We start from the raw sequence: 17,139 nt of genomic DNA, 5'->3' as shown, positions 1-17,139 counted from the left end.
TACCGTGCCCGTTTACCTGACGGGCCTGAGACTCTCCAGCAACACAGTTGCTACATGGACGTATTTACGGCGTCCCCCGCAACCGGACCCACCCCGCCATCCCTCAGGAAACCAGCTTCTGCTGTTGCTTCGGTTCTTGCAGTGGACGTGGCATCTGCGGGTGCAGGGCGCAGCCCTGCCGAACACCCCCGCGACGGGGTGTCGTAAATGCCTGCGACGGTTCGTCGCACGGGTAACTCTGGACCCGGCTCTACACTAGCGGGGTGACCCGCCTGTCCCGCCCGCAGCGTCTCCTGCTCCAGCTCGCCGTCCTGGCGACGCTGCTGATGGTGCTTGCGCCGCTGGTCAGCCGCGCGCTGCAGGCGTCGCCGATGGACCACGCTGCGATGGGCCATGACATGCACGACACGGCCATGGCCGGGCACAATCAGCACGGCACCGCGCCGGCAGAGCGCAGCCGCCCGGCCGACCCCCACGCCATGCACGGCGAAGCCTGCGAGTACTGCGTACTGGCAATGCGCCTGCTGCCGTGGCTGGCCGTGCTGGTGCTGCTGTTGCCGCTGCTGTGGCGGCCGCGGCTGGTATTCCCGTGGTCACAGCAGGTACTGCCCGCGCTGCGCTGGCCGGCGCATGCCGCGCGCGGGCCGCCGCGTTTCTCCATCGTCCGCTGATATCCCTATCGAATCTGCCGCACGACGCCTGACCGGGCGCCGTGCGCGCGTGCGTACTTTGGAGCTGTTCCGATGAAAATGACTTCCCGCCCCGCGGGCGCCTGCGCGCGCCTGCCGGTTGCCCTTGGCCTGGCCGTGGCCGCGTCACTGGCCCACGCTGCGCCTGCCGAAGAGGCACGTACCCTCGACACGATGGTGGTCACCGCCGCCGCACCGTCGTCCCCGCTGCACTGGGTGACCGATCCGCGCCTGCCGCGGCAGCCGGTGCCTGCCAGTGATGGCGCCGACTACCTGAAGACCGTCCCCGGCTTCTCCGCCATCCGCAACGGCGGCACCAACGGTGACCCGGTGCTGCGCGGCATGTTCGGTTCGCGCCTGAACATCCTCAGCAACGATGGCAACCTGATCGGTGCCTGCCCGTCGCGCATGGACAATCCGCTGTCCTACATCGCGCCGGAAAGCTTCGACCGGCTGACCATCATCAAGGGCCCGCAGAGCGTGCGCTGGGGGGCGGGCGCGTCGGCCGGCACCGTGCGTTTCGAGCGCGATACGCCGCGCTTCGAGGAGCCGGGCCTGCGTGCCGATGCCAGTGCGCTGGTCGGTTCGCGCAACCGCAACGACCAGGTGCTGGACCTGACCCTGGGTAACCCGACAGGCTACGTACGCGCCAGCGGCAACCGTTCCGAAGCCGATGACTACAAGGACGGCCACGGTGACGTGGTGCCGTCGAAGTGGCGCAAGTGGAACGGTGACGTAGCCATCGGCTGGACGCCGGATGCCGACACGCTGCTGGAAATTTCCGCCGGTGCCGGTGATGCGATCGCGCGTTACGCGGGCCGTGGCATGGACGGTGCCGCGTTCGAACGCACCAGCTACGCGGCGCGTTTCGAGAAGCGCAACCTGCCGGGGGCATGGGACACGTTGCAGGCCAACGTGTACTACAACAACGCCGACCATGTGATGGACAACTACACGCTGCGCACGCCGAACCCGAACAGCATGATGCCGATGCCGATGGCGTCGAACGTGGATCGCCGTACCCAGGGCGGCCGGGTCAGTTCCGAGTGGCGCTGGCAGGATGTGCAGCTGGTGGCGGGTGTGGATGGCGAAGACAGCCGCCATCGTGGCCGCATGGGCATGGGCCGCGACACCTACCGCCAGGCCGCCTGGGAAACCGATGCCAACTTCCGCCGCTATGGCGTGTTCACCGAGTTGACCCTTGGCGCCGGCACCGACCAGCGCTGGATCAGCGGCCTGCGCATCGACCGCGCCAGCGTCCGCGATGAGCGGCAGTCGGTGCGCGGGATGATGGGCAACCGGCCGAATCCGACCGCTGGCCTGCAGCGCAAGGAATGGCTTGGCAGCGGCTTCCTGCGCTACGAGCAGGACCTGGCCGATGGCCTGACCTGGTACGCCGGCCTCGGCCACAGTGAACGCATGCCCGACTACTGGGAGCTGTTCTCGCCTAACCACGGCCCGGCCGGTGCGGTGAACGCGTTCACCGGCGTGCAGCCCGAGCGCACCACCCAGCTTGATGTGGGCATGCAATACAAGGGGCCCCGTGTGCAGGCGTGGGTGTCGGCGTACGCCGGGCAGATCCAGGACTACATCCTGTTCACCTACCACGGCAGCGGCATGATGGGCATGAGCCAGGCCCGCAACGTTGATGCACGTATCGCTGGTGCCGAGGCGGGCCTGGAAGTGAGCGTGGCCGAGCAGTGGAAGCTGGGCGGCACGCTGGCCTATGCCTGGGGCGAGAACCGCGACCAGCATCGTCCGCTGCCGCAGATGCCACCACTGGAAGCACGCCTGAGCGCGAACTGGGAAGGCCAGCGCTGGAGTGCCGGTGCGCTGCTGCGCGCGGTGACCCACCAGCATCGTGTCGCAAATGGCCAAGGCAATGTGGTCGCGCAGGACCTGGGGCCGAGTGCCGGCTTCGCCACCTTCGCGCTCAACGCTGCTTACCGCTTCAGTTCGCAGCTGCAGCTCAGCGCGGGCGTCGACAACCTGTTCGACCGTGCCTACAGCGAGCACCTGAATCTGGCCGGCAGCGCCGACTTCGGTTTTCCGGCTGACCCGGTGCGCATCAACGAGCCGGGCCGCAGCCTGTGGATGAAGGTGAACTACCGGTACTGATCCGCCGGGTGTAAAAAAAAACCGGGGCCGGATCCCCGCCAGGATCCGCCCCCGCCCGACGCCCTCTGCCGGGCAGCTTCGACTCTACGATGGCAACGCCTGCGGTGCACGGCTGGATACACCTCGACACATGCCGACACCGCTGCGGTCAGCCTTGCACGGAACGGGTTCACGGCGCTATCGCGACGCCGGTTCCACGCCAGTAAACGCTTGGCACATATCGCTTCTGTGGGCGCTTGCCTACACTCGGCGGCCGTGGATCACTCAGGACCGTTCATGTTGGCTCGCATCGCTTCGACCCTGGCCCTTGGCCTCAGCCTGGCCGTGCTGGCCGGGTGCGCGGGCAAACAGGAGGCCGCCGCCCGTCGGCAGGGAGAAGCGGTGCCGGTCACCGCGCAGGTCGTGCAGTCCACGCAGTGGAATGACACGCTGCAGGCACTGGGTACGGCCAAGGCGCGCGAATCGATCAGCGTCACGGCCAAGGTCAGCGAGATCGTCGAGAAGGTGCACTTCGAAAGCGGCCAGCATGTTGCCGCAGGTGCGCCGATCGTGACCCTGCGCGGGCAGGCCCAGGAGGCCGCGCTGGTGCAGGCGCAGGCCACCTTCCATGAGGCCGACCAGCTGTACAGGCGCCAGCGCGAGCTGGCCACGCAGCGGCTGGTGTCCAGCGCCACGCTGGATACGCAGAAATCGATCCGCGATGCCGCCGAGGCGCGTGTGGCGCAGATGCAGTCGGACATCGGTGACCGCCGCGTGCGTGCACCGTTCGCCGGTGTGCTCGGCATCCGCCAGGTCAGCCCGGGCACGTTGCTGACGCCGACCACGGTGATCGCCACGCTCGACGACATCGAACACATGCACATCGATTTCCAGGTGCCGGAAGTGGAACTGGCCGCGCTCGGCGTCGGTGACAAGGTCAGTGCCACCAGCGTGGCGTGGCCGGGCCGTACCTTCGAGGGCGTGGTCAGCACCATCGACGCACGCATCGATCCGGCCACCCGTGCGGTGACCGTACGTGCCGACTTCGCCAATGGTGACCATGCCCTGCGCCCGGGCATGCTGCTGGACGTGCGCCTGTTCCACCCTGAGCGCCCGGCGCTGGTGATTCCGGAAATCGCCGTGGTCCAGGTCGGTCGCGATACCTTCGTGTACCGCATCACCGCCGACGACAGCGTCGAGCGCGTGGATGTGGTCACCGGTGCGCGCCGTGCCGGCGTGGTCGAGATCAGGCAGGGGCTGGAAGCGGGCCAGCGCATCGTGGTCGATGGCACCGGCAAGCTGCGCCCGGGCCTGAAGGTCGCGGCCAAGGACGCCGCACCGGTCACGGGTGCGAAGCCGGCTGATGCACCGGCGCCGGTCGCGGCCGAGGGCCACGGCGGATGAAGCTGTCCGACATCTCCATCCAGCGGCCGGTGTTCGCCGTGGTGATGAGCCTGTTGCTGCTGGTGCTGGGCGTGATGTCCTTCACCCGCCTGACCCTGCGCGAACTGCCCGCCATCGATCCGCCGATCGTTTCGGTATCGGTGGACTACACCGGCGCTTCGGCCGCGGTCATCGAAAGCCGCATTACCCAGGTGCTGGAAGATGCGCTGGCCGGCATCGAAGGCATCGATACGATCAACGCGCGCAGCACCAACGGCCGCTCGCAGGTCAGCATCGAATTCACCTCCAACCGCGATATCGAAGCGGCGGCCAACGATGTGCGCGATGCGGTCAGCCGCGTCGCCGACCGCATGCCGGAGGAAGCGCGTCCGCCGGAGATCGCCAAGGTCGAGAGCGATGCCGACCCGATCATCTGGTTCAACATGGTCTCCTCGACCATGGACACGCTGGAGCTGAGCGACTACGCCGACCGCTACGTGGTCGATCGTTTCTCCAGTCTCGATGGCGTGGCCCAGGTCCGCATCGGCGGCCGCCAGCGCTATGCGATGCGGATCTGGCTGGACCGTGACCAGCTGGCGGCGCGCGGACTGACCACCGGCGACGTGGAAACCGCGCTGCGCAACGAGAACGTGGAACTGCCGGCCGGCCGCATCGAGTCGACCGACCGCGATTTCACCCTGCGCGTGGAGCGCAACTACATCAAGCCCGAAGACTTCGCGACCATTCCGCTGGGCAAGGGTCGTGACGGTTACGTGGTGCGCATGGGCGATGTGGCGAAGATCGAGCTGGCCTCGGCCGAGCGCCGCGCGTACTACCGCAGCAACGGCGAGCCGGGCATCGGCCTGGGCATCGTCAAGACCTCCACCGCCAACTCGCTGGACGTGGCGCGTACTGCGCGCGCTGAAGCCGAACGGGTCGCGCTGACCCTGCCCAAGGGCACGCAGATCTTCGTTGCCTTCGACAACACCACCTTCATCGAAGCCGCGGTGGACCGCGTCTACGCCACGCTGGTGGAGGCGATGATCCTGGTGCTGGCAGTGATCTGGCTGTTCCTCGGCAGCTTCCGCGCTGCGCTGATTCCGGCGGTGACGGTGCCGGTCTGCCTGGTCGCGGCATTCATCGCGCTGTATGCGTTCGACTTCTCGATCAACCTGCTGACCCTGCTTGCGCTGGTGCTGTGCATCGGCCTGGTGGTGGACGATGCGATCGTGGTGGTGGAGAACGTGCAGCGCCGCATCGACCTGGGCGAACCCCCGCTGGTGGCGTCCAAGCGCGGTACTGCGCAGGTCGCCTTCGCAGTGATCGCCACCACCGCGGTGCTGGTGGCGGTGTTCCTGCCGGTCGGGTTCCTGGAAGGCAATACCGGGCGCCTGTTCCGCGAACTGGCAGTGGCGCTGGCGGCGGCGGTGGCGTTGTCCGCCTTTGTGGCGCTGACGCTGACGCCGATGATGGCCTCCAAATTGCTCAAGCCGCATACCGGGCAGGCACCGCGTGGCCTGCATGGCTTCATCAACCGCAACCTGGAACGCCTGGCCGGGGCCTATGGGCGGGTGCTCGACCACCACGTGGACCGCACCTGGATCTACCTGCTGGTGATGGTGGCCGCACTGGCCGCCAGCTGGGGCCTGCTCAAGCTGCTGCCGTCGGAACTGGCGCCGGCCGAAGACCGCGGTTCGTTCCAGATCATGATCGATGGCCCGGAAGGCGCCGGCTACGACTACACCGTGCAGCAGGTGCAGCAGGTGGAATCAATGCTGGCACCGCATGTTGGCCCGGACAAACCGATCGTGCGCGCCAATCCACGCGTGCCCGGTGGTTGGGGTGCCAGCGAGGAAATGCACACCGGCCGCGTCAGCATCTTCCTGCAGCCGTGGCGCCAGCGCAGCGAAGGCACGCCGGAAGTGGCCAACGAACTGCAGAAGGAACTGGACACCATCCGCGGCGTGCGCGTGCGTACGCAGGTGGGCGGTGGCCTGGTGCGCAGCGGCGGGCAGCCGTTCCAGATCGTGCTGGGCGGCCCGGAATATGCCGAGATCGCGCAGTGGCGCGACCGTATCCTGCTGCGCATGGCCGACAACCCCGGCCTGGTCGGCCCGGACTCGGATTACAAGGAAACGCGGCCGCAGATGCGGGTCAACATCGACCGCCAGCGTGCGGCCGACCTCGGCGTGCCGGTCACCGCGATCGGTTCGGCACTGGAAACCATGATGGGCTCGCGCCGCGTCACCACCTTCGTCGACAACGGCGAAGAGTACGACGTGCTGGTGCAGGCCGGTCGCGATGGCCGTGCCAGCCCGGCCGACCTGGCCGCCATCCGCGTGCGCGCGACGTCCGGCGAACTGGTGCCGCTGTCCAACCTGGTCACGCTGAGTGAGGTGGCCGAGGCCGGCACCCTGAACCGCTTCAACCGCCTGCGCTCGATCACCATCAACGCGGGCCTGGCGCCGGGCTATCCGCTGGGTGAAGCCATTGCCTGGGCGCAGCAGGTCACGCGCGAGGAGCTGCCGCAGTACGCACAGGTGAACTGGAAGGGCGAATCGCGCGAATACCAGAGTGCCGGTGGCGCGGTGCTGCTGACCTTCGCCATGGCGCTGCTGGTGGTGTACCTGGTGCTGGCCGCGCAGTTCGAGAGCTTCATCCACCCGCTCACCATCATGCTGACCGTGCCGCTGGGCGTGCTCGGCGCGCTGGTCGGGTTGTGGGTGAGTGGCGGTACCGTGAACCTGTTCAGCCAGATCGGCATCGTCATGCTGGTCGGCCTGGCCGCGAAGAACGGCATCCTCATTGTTGAATTCGCCAACCAGCTGCGTGACGACGGAAGAACCGTGCGCGAGGCGATCATCGAATCGGCGATGGTGCGCCTGCGCCCGATCCTGATGACCTCGATCGCCACCGTGGTCGGCGCGATTCCGCTGGTGGTGGCCGGTGGCCCCGGTTCGGCCAGCCGTGGCACCATCGGCATCGTGATCATCTTCGGTGTGACCCTCTCGACGTTCCTGTCGCTGTTCGTGGTGCCGGCGTTCTACGCGCGGCTGGCGCCCTACACCCGCTCGCCGGAAGCGGTGAAGCGCGAGTTGGAGAAGCAGGAGGCGGAGTCGCCCTCGGTGGGTGGTCATGCCTGATCCGACCACCGTGCTGCGAGGCGACGGCTTCCAACTGCGCCCCTGGCGCCCGGATGATCTGGAATCGCTGCTGCGCCATGCCAACGACGCCGAGGTATCGCGGGGCCTGCGTGATCGTTTCCCTTACCCGTACACGCGCGAGGATGGCGAGGCCTTCCTCGCCGGTCGCGTGCTGGCCCCTGGCACCCTGAACCTGGCCATCGAGATCGACGGCCAGGCCTGCGGCAGCGTCGGGGCCCAGCAGGGCGTGGCCGAGCGCGGACACATGGCCGAGCTGGGCTACTGGTTGGGCCAGGCCTACTGGGGCCAAGGAGTGATGACCCGGGTGGTCGGCCTGTTCGCCCCCTGGGTGATGGACGAACTTCGCCTGTTCAGGCTGCAGGCCGGGGTGGTCGACTTCAATCTCGGCTCGGCCCGGGTGCTGGAAAAGAACGGCTTCCAGGAGGAGGGCGTGGACCGCTGTGCGGTCTACAAGCGCGGCGTGCTGCACGACCTGCGCCGTTTCGCCCGGGTGCGCACGCAGCTGCCCTGAACACGCGGGCCGGCCGCGGTAGAGCCGAGGCCGTGCTCGGCCGCCGTCATCACCACGCCGAGCATGGGCTCGGCTCTACAACACAGCGCTACCGCAGCGGCCTTCGATCAGGGAGAATCGACCGGTCCCCTCCAGCCGACGGGACGTCCTTACAACCCGCCGACTGGAGAGAGCGCGCGTGGAAGCTACCGTACATTTCATCAACAGCATCATCTGGAGCAAGGCACTGATCTTCGTGTGCCTGGGCGCCGGCCTGTTCTTCAGCCTGCGCACGCGCTTCATGCAGATCCGCGGCTTCCTCGAGATGTGCCGCCTCACCGTCAAGGGTGAGAAATCAGACGCCGGTGTGTCGTCCTTCCAGGCCCTGGCCATGTCGATGGCCGGGCGCATGGGTATCGGCAACATCGCCGGCGTGGCCACCGCCATCGCCTTCGGCGGCCCCGGTGCGATCTTCTGGATGTGGGTGATGGGCTTCCTCGGCGCATCCACCTCGTACGTGGAATGTACGCTGGCACAGATCTACAAGACCAAGGACGCCGAAGGCCGTTACCGTGGTGGCCCGGCGTACTACATCGAAAAGGCCATGGGCCTGAAGTGGTACGCGCTGGCCTTCGCCATCGCCACGATCATTGCCGCCGGCTTCCTGATGCCCGGCGTGCAGGCCAATGCCATCGCCGACAGCATCATCAACGCCTGCCGTGGCACCGCACTGTGCGGCCCGCTCGATGGCCAGGCCTTCGGCATGGAGTCGGTGCAGGCGCTGAAGCTGGGCATCGGCATCGTGGTGGCGCTGCTGCTGGGCGTGGTGATCTTCGGTGGCGTCAAGCGCATCGCCAACTTCGCCGAAGTGGTGGTGCCGTTCATGGCAGCCGGCTTCATCCTGATGGCCATTGTCATCATGATCATCAACTACGACCGTGTGCCGGAGATGTTCAACATCATCTTCAGCAGCGCCTTCGGCACCCACGCCGCGTTCGGCGCGATGATGGGCCTGGCGGTGGAGTGGGGCATCAAGCGCGGCATCTACGCGAACGAAGCCGGCCAGGGCTCGGGCCCGCACGCGGCAGCCGCCTCGGAAGTCTCGCACCCGGCCAAGCAGGGCTACGTGCAGGCCTTCGCCATCTACTTCGACACCATGATGGTGTGCACCGCCACCGCGTTCCTGATCCTGGCCAGCGGCACCTACAACGTGTACTCGGCGGCAGGTGCCGGCGCCCCGCCGATCTTCCAGGGCCTGGCCGGCATTCCGGAAGGCGCGGGCTATGCCCAGGCGGGTGTGGAAGCCGTGCTGCCGGGCTGGGGCTCGGCGTTCGTGTCCATCGCCATCTTCTTCTTCGCCTTCACCACCATCATGGCGTACTACTACATGGCCGAGACCAATCTCAGCTATGTGAACCACAACAAGAAGCGTCCGCTGACCGTGCTGGTGCTGCGCCTGGGCATCATCGGCATGGTGGTGTTCGGCGCGTTCCATAATGCAACCCTGGCCTGGGCGCTGGGTGACATCGGCGTGGGCCTGATGGCCTGGCTGAACATCATCGCCATCCTCATCATCCAGAAGCCGGCCATGCTGGCCCTGCGCGATTACGAGCGGCAGAAGAAGCTGGGCCTGGATCCGATTTTCGACCCCGATGCCCTGGGCATCAAGAACGCCGATTTCTGGCGTCAACGCAAGCTGGAGTTGTCCCGTAGTGAATGATCCCTGGAAGAACGCCCGCCGCCCGTCGTCGCGACCGCCGCGGGCCACCCCGCTGCCACCGCGTGAGGGCGGCACCCCGCCACCGCCGGGGCGTGGCAATGACGAACTGCGCCTGTATGGCTGGAACGCCGTGCAGGCCCTGTTCGCCAAGCGCCCGCAGGCGCTGCGCAAGCTGTACCTGGTGGACGCGCTGATTCCGCGCATGCAGCCGGTGTTGAAGTGGTGCGTGGCCAACCGTGTGGGCTACCGCGTGGTGGAGGAGGGCGACCTCAACAAACTGGCCGCTACCACGCACCACGAAGGCCTGGTGGCCGACGTGCTGCGCGCGCCTGTCGTACCGCTGGCGCAGTGGCTGGAGGATCTGGGCGAAGGCCCGGCGTTGGCGCTGTGGCTGGACGGTGTCGGCAATCCGCACAACTTCGGTGCGATCCTGCGCTCGGCCGCGCACTTCGGCGTCAAGGCGCTGCTGCTGCCGTCCGGCAGCACGCTGGCGCTGTCCGGTGCCGCCGCACGCGTGGCCGAAGGTGGCGCCGAATCGGTGCCGCTGGTGCAGTTGCCGGAGACCGCCCAGGCGATGGCGCAGCTGCGTGCGACCGGCTTCGGGCTGGCCGCGACCCTCGTTGATGGTGGCGACGACGTGTTCCGTGCGTCGCTGCCGGAACGGTTGGTGTACGTGATGGGCGCCGAAGGCGAGGGCATGGACCGCGGCCTGGCCAGTCAGTGTGACCAGCAGCTGTCGATTCCCGGCAGCGGCGCGGTGGAAAGCCTGAACGTGGCCTCGGCAACGGCCGTGCTGCTGGCACAGTGGGCGAGCCGCCGCCACGGATGATCCCGTCGTGCTGATGCTGTGTTGATCTCCTGACCCGGCCCTTGCGGCCGGGTTTTCTTTTGCGCGGCGCAAGAGCGCAAACGATGCACGCGCAGCAAACTGGGTCATCCGCGTCAGCTTGCGTTGCTTCAAACACGCTTGATGGACAGGCAAGCAATTTTAGTATTTGTCTCATTGCTGGGCCGTTTCCTGCATCGCACGGTGGAGTTCCTTCCAACGTCGTACAGGAGTGGTTCCATGCATCGAATCCAACGCCGCACACGTCGCACTTGCCTGGTGCTGGCACTCGCTGCGCTTGCCGCACCATCGCTACAGGCCGCGGAACGCAGTCTCGATGGTGTCAATTTCACCGGCCCGTTGATCACGCCGAATCCGGCCGGCCTGCCGCAGGGCAACTGGTACATCGAGCCCTATCTGGTGCGGGTCGACAGCCGCGACCACTACGACAACAACGGTGATCGTCGCCGCAGTGCCGGGCACAGTGGCGCCTGGGCCACGGTGGTGCCGATCATCTATGGCTTCAGTGACCGGGTGATGGGCCAGGTCAATCTGAGTGCCTCGCGCTCCGAATCCGGCAGTGCGCGCAGCAGCGGCTTCCGCGCCGGTGACACCACCGCACGCCTGCAGTACCTGCTGCAGGCGCCGAATGCCGATGGCACCCGTCCGGCCATCTCGGTCGCGCTGGTGCAGCGTTTCAGCACCGGCAGCCATGACCGTATCACCGGCAATCCGCTGGATGCACAGGGCGACGGCGTTCAGCGCACCACCGCGGCGCTGGGCGTGCAGCAGGTGGTGTGGCTGGGCAATGACCGCCCCGTGCGCTGGCGCGCCCAGCTCAGCGCCGGGCCGGCACCGTCGCGCACTGCCATTTCCGGCACCAGCGTGTACGGCACCGATGACAGCTTCCAGGGGCACATTTCGCGCGGCTCGGTACTGGGCCTGTCGGTAGGCGCCGAGTACAGCTTCAATTCGCGCTGGGTGGGGGTGATGGAAATGGCCGCCAGCCGTGAGACCGGCCAGCGTCTGAGCGGCTTCGCACGCAACGGCAGTGGTGCGATCGAGCGGATTGAAGAGCACCGTCCGGCCAGCCGCAACGTCAGCCTGGCGCCGGCGGTGGAGTATCACTTCAGCCCGTCGCTGGGCCTGATCGCCGGCGTCGAATTCACCGTGGCCGGGCGCAACACCGGCCGCATCATCAGCCCCCAGGTCGCCCTGGGCATGTTCTTCTGAGGGGCTGCCGATGAACATCGAATCCATCGTCAACACCATCCTCGGCATCGTCTGGAGCCCGTACCTGGTGGTGCTCTGCCTGCTCGCCGGCCTGTACTTCAGCGTGCGTACCCGCTTCATCCAGTTGCGCGCGCTGCCGGAGATGCTGCGCCTGATGTTCCGGCACGAGCGCTCCGAAGCCGGTGTGTCACCGTTCCAGGCCCTGTCGCTGTCGTTGTCCAGCCGCGTCGGCGTCGGCAACATCGCCGGCGTTGCCATGGCCATCGCCTTTGGTGGCCCGGGCGCGATCTTCTGGATGTGGATCGTCGCCTTCCTCGGCGCCTCCAGCGCCTTCATCGAATCCACGCTGGCACAGATCTACAAGGACCGCGATGCCAAGGGCCAGTACCGCGGTGGCCCCGCGTACTACATCGAGAAAGGCCTGGGCCAGCGCTGGTATGCAGTGCTGTTTGCGCTGGTCACCGTGCTGGCCGGTGCGATGCTGGCCGGCACCCAGTCCAATGCGATCACCAGTGCGGTGAACGAAGCCTGGGACGTGCCGGTGATGACCACCACGGCGGTTCTGCTGGTGGTGCTGGGCGCGATCCTGATCGGCGGTGTGCGCCGCATCGCGCGGGTTGCCGAGTGGGTGGTGCCGTTGATGGCGGTGGCGTATCTGCTGGTGGCGGCACTGGTGATGGTGCTCAATGCAGAGAAAGTGCCGGAGGTGATCATGCTGGTGCTGCGCAGTGCATTCGGTGTGGATGCAGCGTTCGGTGCAATGATCGGCACCGCCATCCAGTGGGGCGTGCGCCGTGGCGTGTTGTCCAACGAGGCCGGCATGGGCAGCGGTGCGCATCCAGCCGCCGCCGCCGAAGTCACCCACCCGGTCAAGCAGGGCCTGGTGCAGTCATTTTCGGTCTACATCGACACGATGGTGGTGTGCAGTGCTACCGCCTTCCTGATTCTGTCCACGGGCCTGTACAACGTCTACGACCCGGCTGTGAACGGCATTCCGGATGAGGCGCGCCTGCTGCTGGGCAATCTGCCTGGCGTCGAGGCCGGGCCGCGCTTCGTGCAGCACGCGGTGGAGTCCGCGCTGCCGGGCTTCGGCCGCTCGTTCGTGGCGCTGGCGATCCTGCCGTTCGCGTTCACCACCATCCTGGCGCTGTACTACATGGCCGAGACCAATATCAGCTACCTGTGCCGTGATCGTCCCGCGCCGTGGGTGATGGGCGGGTTCCAGCTGCTGTTCCTGGCCGCGACCGGCTACTCAGCGGTGAACAGTGCAACGATCGCGTGGTCGCTGGGCGACATCGGCGTCGGCCTGATGAGCTGGCTGAACATCATCGCCATCCTGCTGCTGCAGAAGCCAGCGCTGGCGGCGCTGCGCGACTACGAACAGCATCGCCAGGCGGGCAAGGATCCGCTGTTCAACCCGAAGCTGCTGGGTGTGCGCAACACCAGCGTGTGGGAGGGCTGACAGGATCGGGTCAGATCCCTCGCCACGGCGAGGGATCTGACCCACGCCATCGCCCGGTGGGTGCGCCATTACTCGGTGGATGCGCCCTTACCCGGTGGGTGCGCCATTACCCGGTGGGTGCGAACCTTGGTTCGCACCGCCCTTCCCGCTGCTTTCGCCGGGCATGAACCCTTTTCAATGCCGAGCGGGAGGTTCCGCGCGCATTGCGATGCGCTCATTGCAATGGCGCCCACAGGTCATGGGGCGCGGCCCGGCGCTACCGCATCACTCGTTCGGCGGCGTGGTCGCCTTGGCCTCGCTGCCGAAGCTGCCATCGGCTTCCGCTGCCAGGTACGCGAACACGGTGTACGCGGCCACGTTCTGCGCCAGCGCCTTCGGGTCGATCTTGTCCAGCGTGTCGTCGGCGGTGTGGTGCAGGTGGAAGTAATCCGAGCCGTCCTGCGCCAGCCATGCCCACGCGCCACCCTTGGCGGCCAACGGGCCGACGTCCGGGCCCGGGCCACCCTTGTCGGCCTGGTACTCGATGCCCAGCGGCTTCATCACTTCGGCAATCTGCTTCGTCGCTTCGCGCGAGCCTTCCGGGTTCGGCGAACCGGTATTGAAGGCATAGATGCGGCCGGCACCGAAGTCACTCTCGGCCGCCAGCTGGTGCAGGGCCACGTCCTTGGCATGCGCCTCGGCGTAGGCCTTGCCGCCGTAGAGACCCTGCTCCTCGTTGGCGAACGCGATCACACGGATGGTGCGCTTCGGCGCCTGCTTCAGCTGGCCGATCAGGTGGCCGGCGGCCATGGTGATGCCCACGCCCGCGCCGTCATCCACCGCGCCGGTGCCCAGATCCCATGAATCCAGGTGACCGCCGATCACCACCACTTCCTTCGGCAGGCTGCGGCCGGTGATCTCACCGATCACGTTGTACGAGGTGGCGGTGCCATCCCAACCGCAGTCCAGCGCCACCTTCACCGTGGTGCTGCCGCGGGCCAGCAGGCGGGCCAGCTGATCGGCGTCGGGCACCGACAGTGCTGCAGACGGCACCGGGGTCAGGCCGTCGTCGAAGCGGGTGATGCCGGTGTGCGGCACGCGGTGCGAGTCGGTACCGGCCGAGCGCATCAGGAAACCGACCGCGCCCTTGCGGATCGCTTCGGACGGGCCCTTGCTGCGGATCGCGCCACCACGGCCATAGTCGCGGCCATCGCGGAACGGCAGCATCTGGTAATCGACGAACGCGATCTTGCCCTTCAGCGAACCGGCCGGTGCGGCCTGCAGTGCGGCCAGGTCGGCGAAGCGGACCACTTCGGCTTCAACGGTGCCGCCCGGGCTGCCACCCAGCGCCGTGATCTGCAGCGGCTGCGGGTTCCTGCCGGTCACCGCGGCGTGTTCACTGCGGCGCTCCCACTTCGGGAACGTCACCGGTTCCTTCCAGACCTTGTCGAAGCCGAGCGACTTGAACTTGGCTTCGGCCCAGGCCACGGCGCGGGCGTCGGCCTCGCTGCCGGCGATGCGCGGGCCGATTTCGGTGGTGAGCGATTCAACCACCTTCCAGCCGGTGTCATCGGCCAGCGCCTGGTCGCGCAGCTGCGCAGCGGTGGACAGCGACGCCGGGGGCAGGGTGGTGGTGTGCGGCGCCGCGAAGGCCGGGGCGGCCAGCAGGGCGAGGGAGGATGCGATGGCAAGGACGCGGCGACGCATGGACAGCTCCGGGAAGGGACCAAGCCTTGGAGCTTAACAGTCGTTCAGCCCGGCGCATGGGCGGGAGGTCATGGCTGGCGCGAACGCTGTTTTCCGCCATGACCGGCAAAGCGAAAGCCCCGCCGGGGCGGGGCTTTCGTGCAGTCGCGGTAGTGCCGGCCGCTGGCCGGCTCCCGCATGTTCCGATGTTGCCGGCCAGCGGCCGGCACTACCGGTAGGCGGCCTTACTTCTTCAGGCTGTCGCGGATCTCGCGCAGCAGCACCACTTCCTCGGCCGGTGCGGCCGGGGCGGCTTCCTGCTTGCGCGACAGGCGGTTGATCGTCTTGACCACCAGGAAGATGGCGAAGGCCACGATCACGAACTGGATCAGCGTATTGATGAAGTCGCCGTAGCCGATCACCACGGCCGGGATTTCCTTGCCGTCGGCACCGATGCTGGCCGGTGACAACGTCCACGCCAACTGCGAGAAATCCACCTTGCCGATCAGCATGCCCAGCGGCGGCATGATGATCTTCTCGACCAGTGCGGTCACGATCTTGCCGAAGGCCGCGCCGATCACCACGCCGACGGCGAGGTCGATGACGTTGCCGCGCATCGCGAATTCCTTGAACTCGGTGAGCATTCCCATTGTTGTTTTTCTCCGGTGGGGGAAGTGGACAGCGCGCAGGGTAGCGCAGGTGATGTCAGCCGGCGATCACGCCGTGGCGCTCGGCCACGTTTTCCAGGCGGGCACTGAAGCGGTCGCCGGGCTTCAGCGCGGCCACTCCGGACGGGGTGCCCATGAACACCAGGTCGCCGGCGCGCAGCTGCCACAGCTTGGACAGCTCGTGCAGGATCTCCGGCACGTTCCAGATCATCTGGTCCAGCAGCGCCTGTTGGCGCACTTCGCCGTTGACCTCCAGCGACAGGTTCAGCGCGGCCAGGTCGCCGACTTCCTCGGCGTGGACGATTTCACTGATCGGCGCGGAAGCATCGAAGCCCTTGGCCGCATCCCACGGGTGGCCCTTGTCCTTGGCGGCGGCCTGCAGGTCGCGGCGGGTCAGGTCCAGTCCAACGGCATAGCCGTAGACCAGCGCCTCGGCGTCGGCCATGGCCAGCTCGCCCACGGGCGCGTCACGGCCGATCGCCACCACCAGCTCCACTTCGTGGTGCAGGTTGGCGGTTGCCGGGGGATAGGGAATGGCATCGTCTTGGCCGACCACGATCGCATCGGCCGGCTTGCTGAAGAACATCGGACGGCCGCGATCGTCGGCCGCCGGCACTGCTGCGCCCATTTCGCGGGCATGGTCGGCGAAGTTGCGGCCGACGCAGTAGATACGGTGCACGGGGAAGCTGCCGCCACCGGCTACCGGCACACGCGGCAGGGCTACGGCAGGGATCACATCGGAGACATCGGACATGCGGGCATCCAGGAAGGGCGTGCCCGCAGTCTAGAACGCATGGCGCCCGCCGTCAGCGGGCGCGGAGGCCGTGGATCAACGCGAGGCCGGCAGCACCGGCTTGCGCACCACGCGGTACTCGCCTTCGACCACGGTCGGATCGACCGGACGGGCAACGCCCGGCTTGCGCGAGGCCAGCAGCTTCCACGCCAGGCCGACCAGGATCATCGCCGCACCGACGAACACGCCGATGAACACCATCGCCGCCAGGATCGCCAGGCCAAGCAGGCCCACGGCAACGCGCACCAGCGGGTGACGCGGCTTGCGCGGCGCGAACAGGGTGCGGAACTGGTTGAAGGCGGATGCGCGATTGAACATGGCGGCTCGATAGGCTGGGATCAGCGAAACCAGAGTATCGGGACGTGCCACTGTCATTGAGTGAAAAACTCGTTAAATATAGCCTGTGCTTATTACGAATCAATGACTTGTGTTCATGTTGCAGCCAGTCACCTGAGCGGGCGTGCGACAATGCGCGTTTACTGTCCGAGCCTTCGCCATGACTGCCGCCGCTGCCCTGATCGCCCTTGATGCCATTGCCGATGGCGCGTTTGCCGAGGTCGAAGCGGTGGTTGATGGCGATGCCGAATCGCTGGTGCTGTACCGCGACGGCGCGCAGGTGCGCGCGTTCCTGAACATCTGCCCGCACGCCGGCCGTCGCCTGGACTGGGCGCCGGGCCAGTTCCTGAAGAGCCGCGAAGGCCACCTGGTGTGCGCCGCCCACGGCGCTTCGTTCGCGCTGGACAGCGGCGACTGCATCGCCGGCCCCTGCAAGGGCGACCGCCTGCGCGCCGTGCCGGTGGATGTGCGCGACGGGCAGGTTTATCTGGCCTGAGGCCGGGCCAGGGGGCGGATCCGTTTTCCGCAGGAAAGCGGCTCTGACCCCATCAGGCCAGAAGCAGTCGAGATCCTATGTTCGTGGTCAAGCCTGCTGGAAGCAGGCTTGACCCAC

Annotated in this window: 14 protein-coding genes; 10 read left to right on the top strand and 4 right to left on the bottom strand. The window is 67.2% G+C overall.

Going from position 1 to position 17,139, the window contains the following annotated elements; all coding sequences use genetic code 11:
• Positions 1 to 263 precede the first annotated feature (263 nt).
• The 9 genes from QRO95_RS22190 to QRO95_RS22150 all read left to right on the top strand — a co-directional run bounded on the left by QRO95_RS22190 (position 264) and on the right by QRO95_RS22150 (position 13,064).
• Positions 264 to 671 (top strand): DUF2946 domain-containing protein, encoded by a 408-nt coding sequence (locus QRO95_RS22190; RefSeq protein WP_285303496.1) that lies wholly within the window; start codon positions 264 to 266, stop codon positions 669 to 671.
• 72 nt (positions 672 to 743) lie between these two features.
• Positions 744 to 2,807 carry a TonB-dependent copper receptor gene (locus tag QRO95_RS22185; protein WP_253144038.1) on the top strand — a complete coding sequence of 688 codons (2,064 nt, stop codon included), beginning with the start codon at positions 744 to 746 and terminating at the stop codon, positions 2,805 to 2,807.
• A 276-nt stretch (positions 2,808 to 3,083) separates the two neighbouring features.
• The gene (locus tag QRO95_RS22180; RefSeq protein ID WP_154264276.1) at positions 3,084 to 4,190 is read left to right on the top strand and encodes an efflux RND transporter periplasmic adaptor subunit; all 1,107 of its coding nucleotides are present in this window, start codon (positions 3,084 to 3,086) and stop codon (positions 4,188 to 4,190) included.
• Complete coding sequence (locus tag QRO95_RS22175) at positions 4,187 to 7,312, top strand: efflux RND transporter permease subunit (RefSeq protein WP_049425136.1); 3,126 nt, start codon at positions 4,187 to 4,189, stop codon at positions 7,310 to 7,312. Before QRO95_RS22180 ends, QRO95_RS22175 begins: the two co-directional genes overlap by 4 nt.
• A complete protein-coding gene (locus QRO95_RS22170) occupies positions 7,305 to 7,844 on the top strand; it encodes a GNAT family N-acetyltransferase (RefSeq protein ID WP_182266613.1) in 540 nt (179 codons plus the stop codon). Before QRO95_RS22175 ends, QRO95_RS22170 begins: the two co-directional genes overlap by 8 nt.
• A gap of 178 nt (positions 7,845 to 8,022) precedes the next feature.
• Complete coding sequence (locus tag QRO95_RS22165; RefSeq protein ID WP_285303495.1) at positions 8,023 to 9,543, top strand: sodium:alanine symporter family protein; 1,521 nt, start codon at positions 8,023 to 8,025, stop codon at positions 9,541 to 9,543.
• On the top strand, positions 9,536 to 10,372 hold the full coding sequence (locus QRO95_RS22160; protein WP_049399970.1) for a TrmH family RNA methyltransferase: 837 nt from the start codon (positions 9,536 to 9,538) through the stop codon (positions 10,370 to 10,372). Before QRO95_RS22165 ends, QRO95_RS22160 begins: the two co-directional genes overlap by 8 nt.
• 237 nt (positions 10,373 to 10,609) lie before the next feature.
• Complete coding sequence (locus QRO95_RS22155) at positions 10,610 to 11,602, top strand: hypothetical protein (protein ID WP_032130209.1); 993 nt, start codon at positions 10,610 to 10,612, stop codon at positions 11,600 to 11,602.
• A 10-nt stretch (positions 11,603 to 11,612) separates the two neighbouring features.
• A complete protein-coding gene (locus QRO95_RS22150; RefSeq protein ID WP_049399972.1) occupies positions 11,613 to 13,064 on the top strand; it encodes a sodium:alanine symporter family protein in 1,452 nt (483 codons plus the stop codon).
• A gap of 264 nt (positions 13,065 to 13,328) precedes the next feature.
• Here QRO95_RS22150 and QRO95_RS22145 read toward each other — a convergent pair whose 3' ends face one another.
• The 4 genes from QRO95_RS22145 to QRO95_RS22130 form a co-directional block, all read right to left on the bottom strand.
• On the bottom strand, positions 13,329 to 14,750 hold the full coding sequence (locus tag QRO95_RS22145) for a M28 family peptidase (protein WP_049425124.1): 1,422 nt from the start codon (positions 14,748 to 14,750) through the stop codon (positions 13,329 to 13,331).
• A 224-nt stretch (positions 14,751 to 14,974) separates the two neighbouring features.
• Complete coding sequence (mscL, locus tag QRO95_RS22140) at positions 14,975 to 15,379, bottom strand: large-conductance mechanosensitive channel protein MscL (protein ID WP_032130206.1); 405 nt, start codon at positions 15,377 to 15,379, stop codon at positions 14,975 to 14,977.
• Positions 15,380 to 15,434: 55 nt separating this feature from the next.
• Positions 15,435 to 16,151 (bottom strand): fumarylacetoacetate hydrolase family protein, encoded by a 717-nt coding sequence (locus tag QRO95_RS22135; RefSeq protein ID WP_285303494.1) that lies wholly within the window; start codon positions 16,149 to 16,151, stop codon positions 15,435 to 15,437.
• A 75-nt stretch (positions 16,152 to 16,226) separates the two neighbouring features.
• Positions 16,227 to 16,508 carry a hypothetical protein gene (locus tag QRO95_RS22130; RefSeq protein WP_005410817.1) on the bottom strand — a complete coding sequence of 94 codons (282 nt, stop codon included), beginning with the start codon at positions 16,506 to 16,508 and terminating at the stop codon, positions 16,227 to 16,229.
• A gap of 178 nt (positions 16,509 to 16,686) precedes the next feature.
• Here QRO95_RS22130 and QRO95_RS22125 point away from each other — a divergent pair, with 178 nt between their 5' ends.
• Entirely contained in the window at positions 16,687 to 17,022 is a 336-nt protein-coding gene (locus QRO95_RS22125; RefSeq protein ID WP_012511947.1) for a Rieske (2Fe-2S) protein, read from the top strand.
• Positions 17,023 to 17,139 lie beyond the last annotated feature (117 nt).

This window comes from Stenotrophomonas maltophilia group sp. Smal13 (genome assembly GCF_030236855.1).
Classification (GTDB): Bacteria; Pseudomonadota; Gammaproteobacteria; order Xanthomonadales; family Xanthomonadaceae; genus Stenotrophomonas; species Stenotrophomonas maltophilia_A.
This window is presented reverse-complemented; position numbering and strand designations above follow the sequence as displayed.

Coding starts and splice junctions, on each gene's coding strand:
- QRO95_RS22175 (WP_049425136.1), top strand. CDS start 4,187: ATGAAGCTGTCCGACATCTCCATCCAGCGGCCGGTGTTCGCCGTGGTG.
- QRO95_RS22135 (WP_285303494.1), bottom strand. CDS start 16,151: ATGTCCGATGTCTCCGATGTGATCCCTGCCGTAGCCCTGCCGCGTGTG.
- QRO95_RS22130 (WP_005410817.1), bottom strand. CDS start 16,508: ATGTTCAATCGCGCATCCGCCTTCAACCAGTTCCGCACCCTGTTCGCG.
- QRO95_RS22185 (WP_253144038.1), top strand. CDS start 744: ATGAAAATGACTTCCCGCCCCGCGGGCGCCTGCGCGCGCCTGCCGGTT.
- QRO95_RS22150 (WP_049399972.1), top strand. CDS start 11,613: ATGAACATCGAATCCATCGTCAACACCATCCTCGGCATCGTCTGGAGC.
- mscL (WP_032130206.1), bottom strand. CDS start 15,379: ATGGGAATGCTCACCGAGTTCAAGGAATTCGCGATGCGCGGCAACGTC.
- QRO95_RS22145 (WP_049425124.1), bottom strand. CDS start 14,750: ATGCGTCGCCGCGTCCTTGCCATCGCATCCTCCCTCGCCCTGCTGGCC.
- QRO95_RS22180 (WP_154264276.1), top strand. CDS start 3,084: ATGTTGGCTCGCATCGCTTCGACCCTGGCCCTTGGCCTCAGCCTGGCC.
- QRO95_RS22155 (WP_032130209.1), top strand. CDS start 10,610: ATGCATCGAATCCAACGCCGCACACGTCGCACTTGCCTGGTGCTGGCA.
- QRO95_RS22170 (WP_182266613.1), top strand. CDS start 7,305: ATGCCTGATCCGACCACCGTGCTGCGAGGCGACGGCTTCCAACTGCGC.
- QRO95_RS22125 (WP_012511947.1), top strand. CDS start 16,687: ATGACTGCCGCCGCTGCCCTGATCGCCCTTGATGCCATTGCCGATGGC.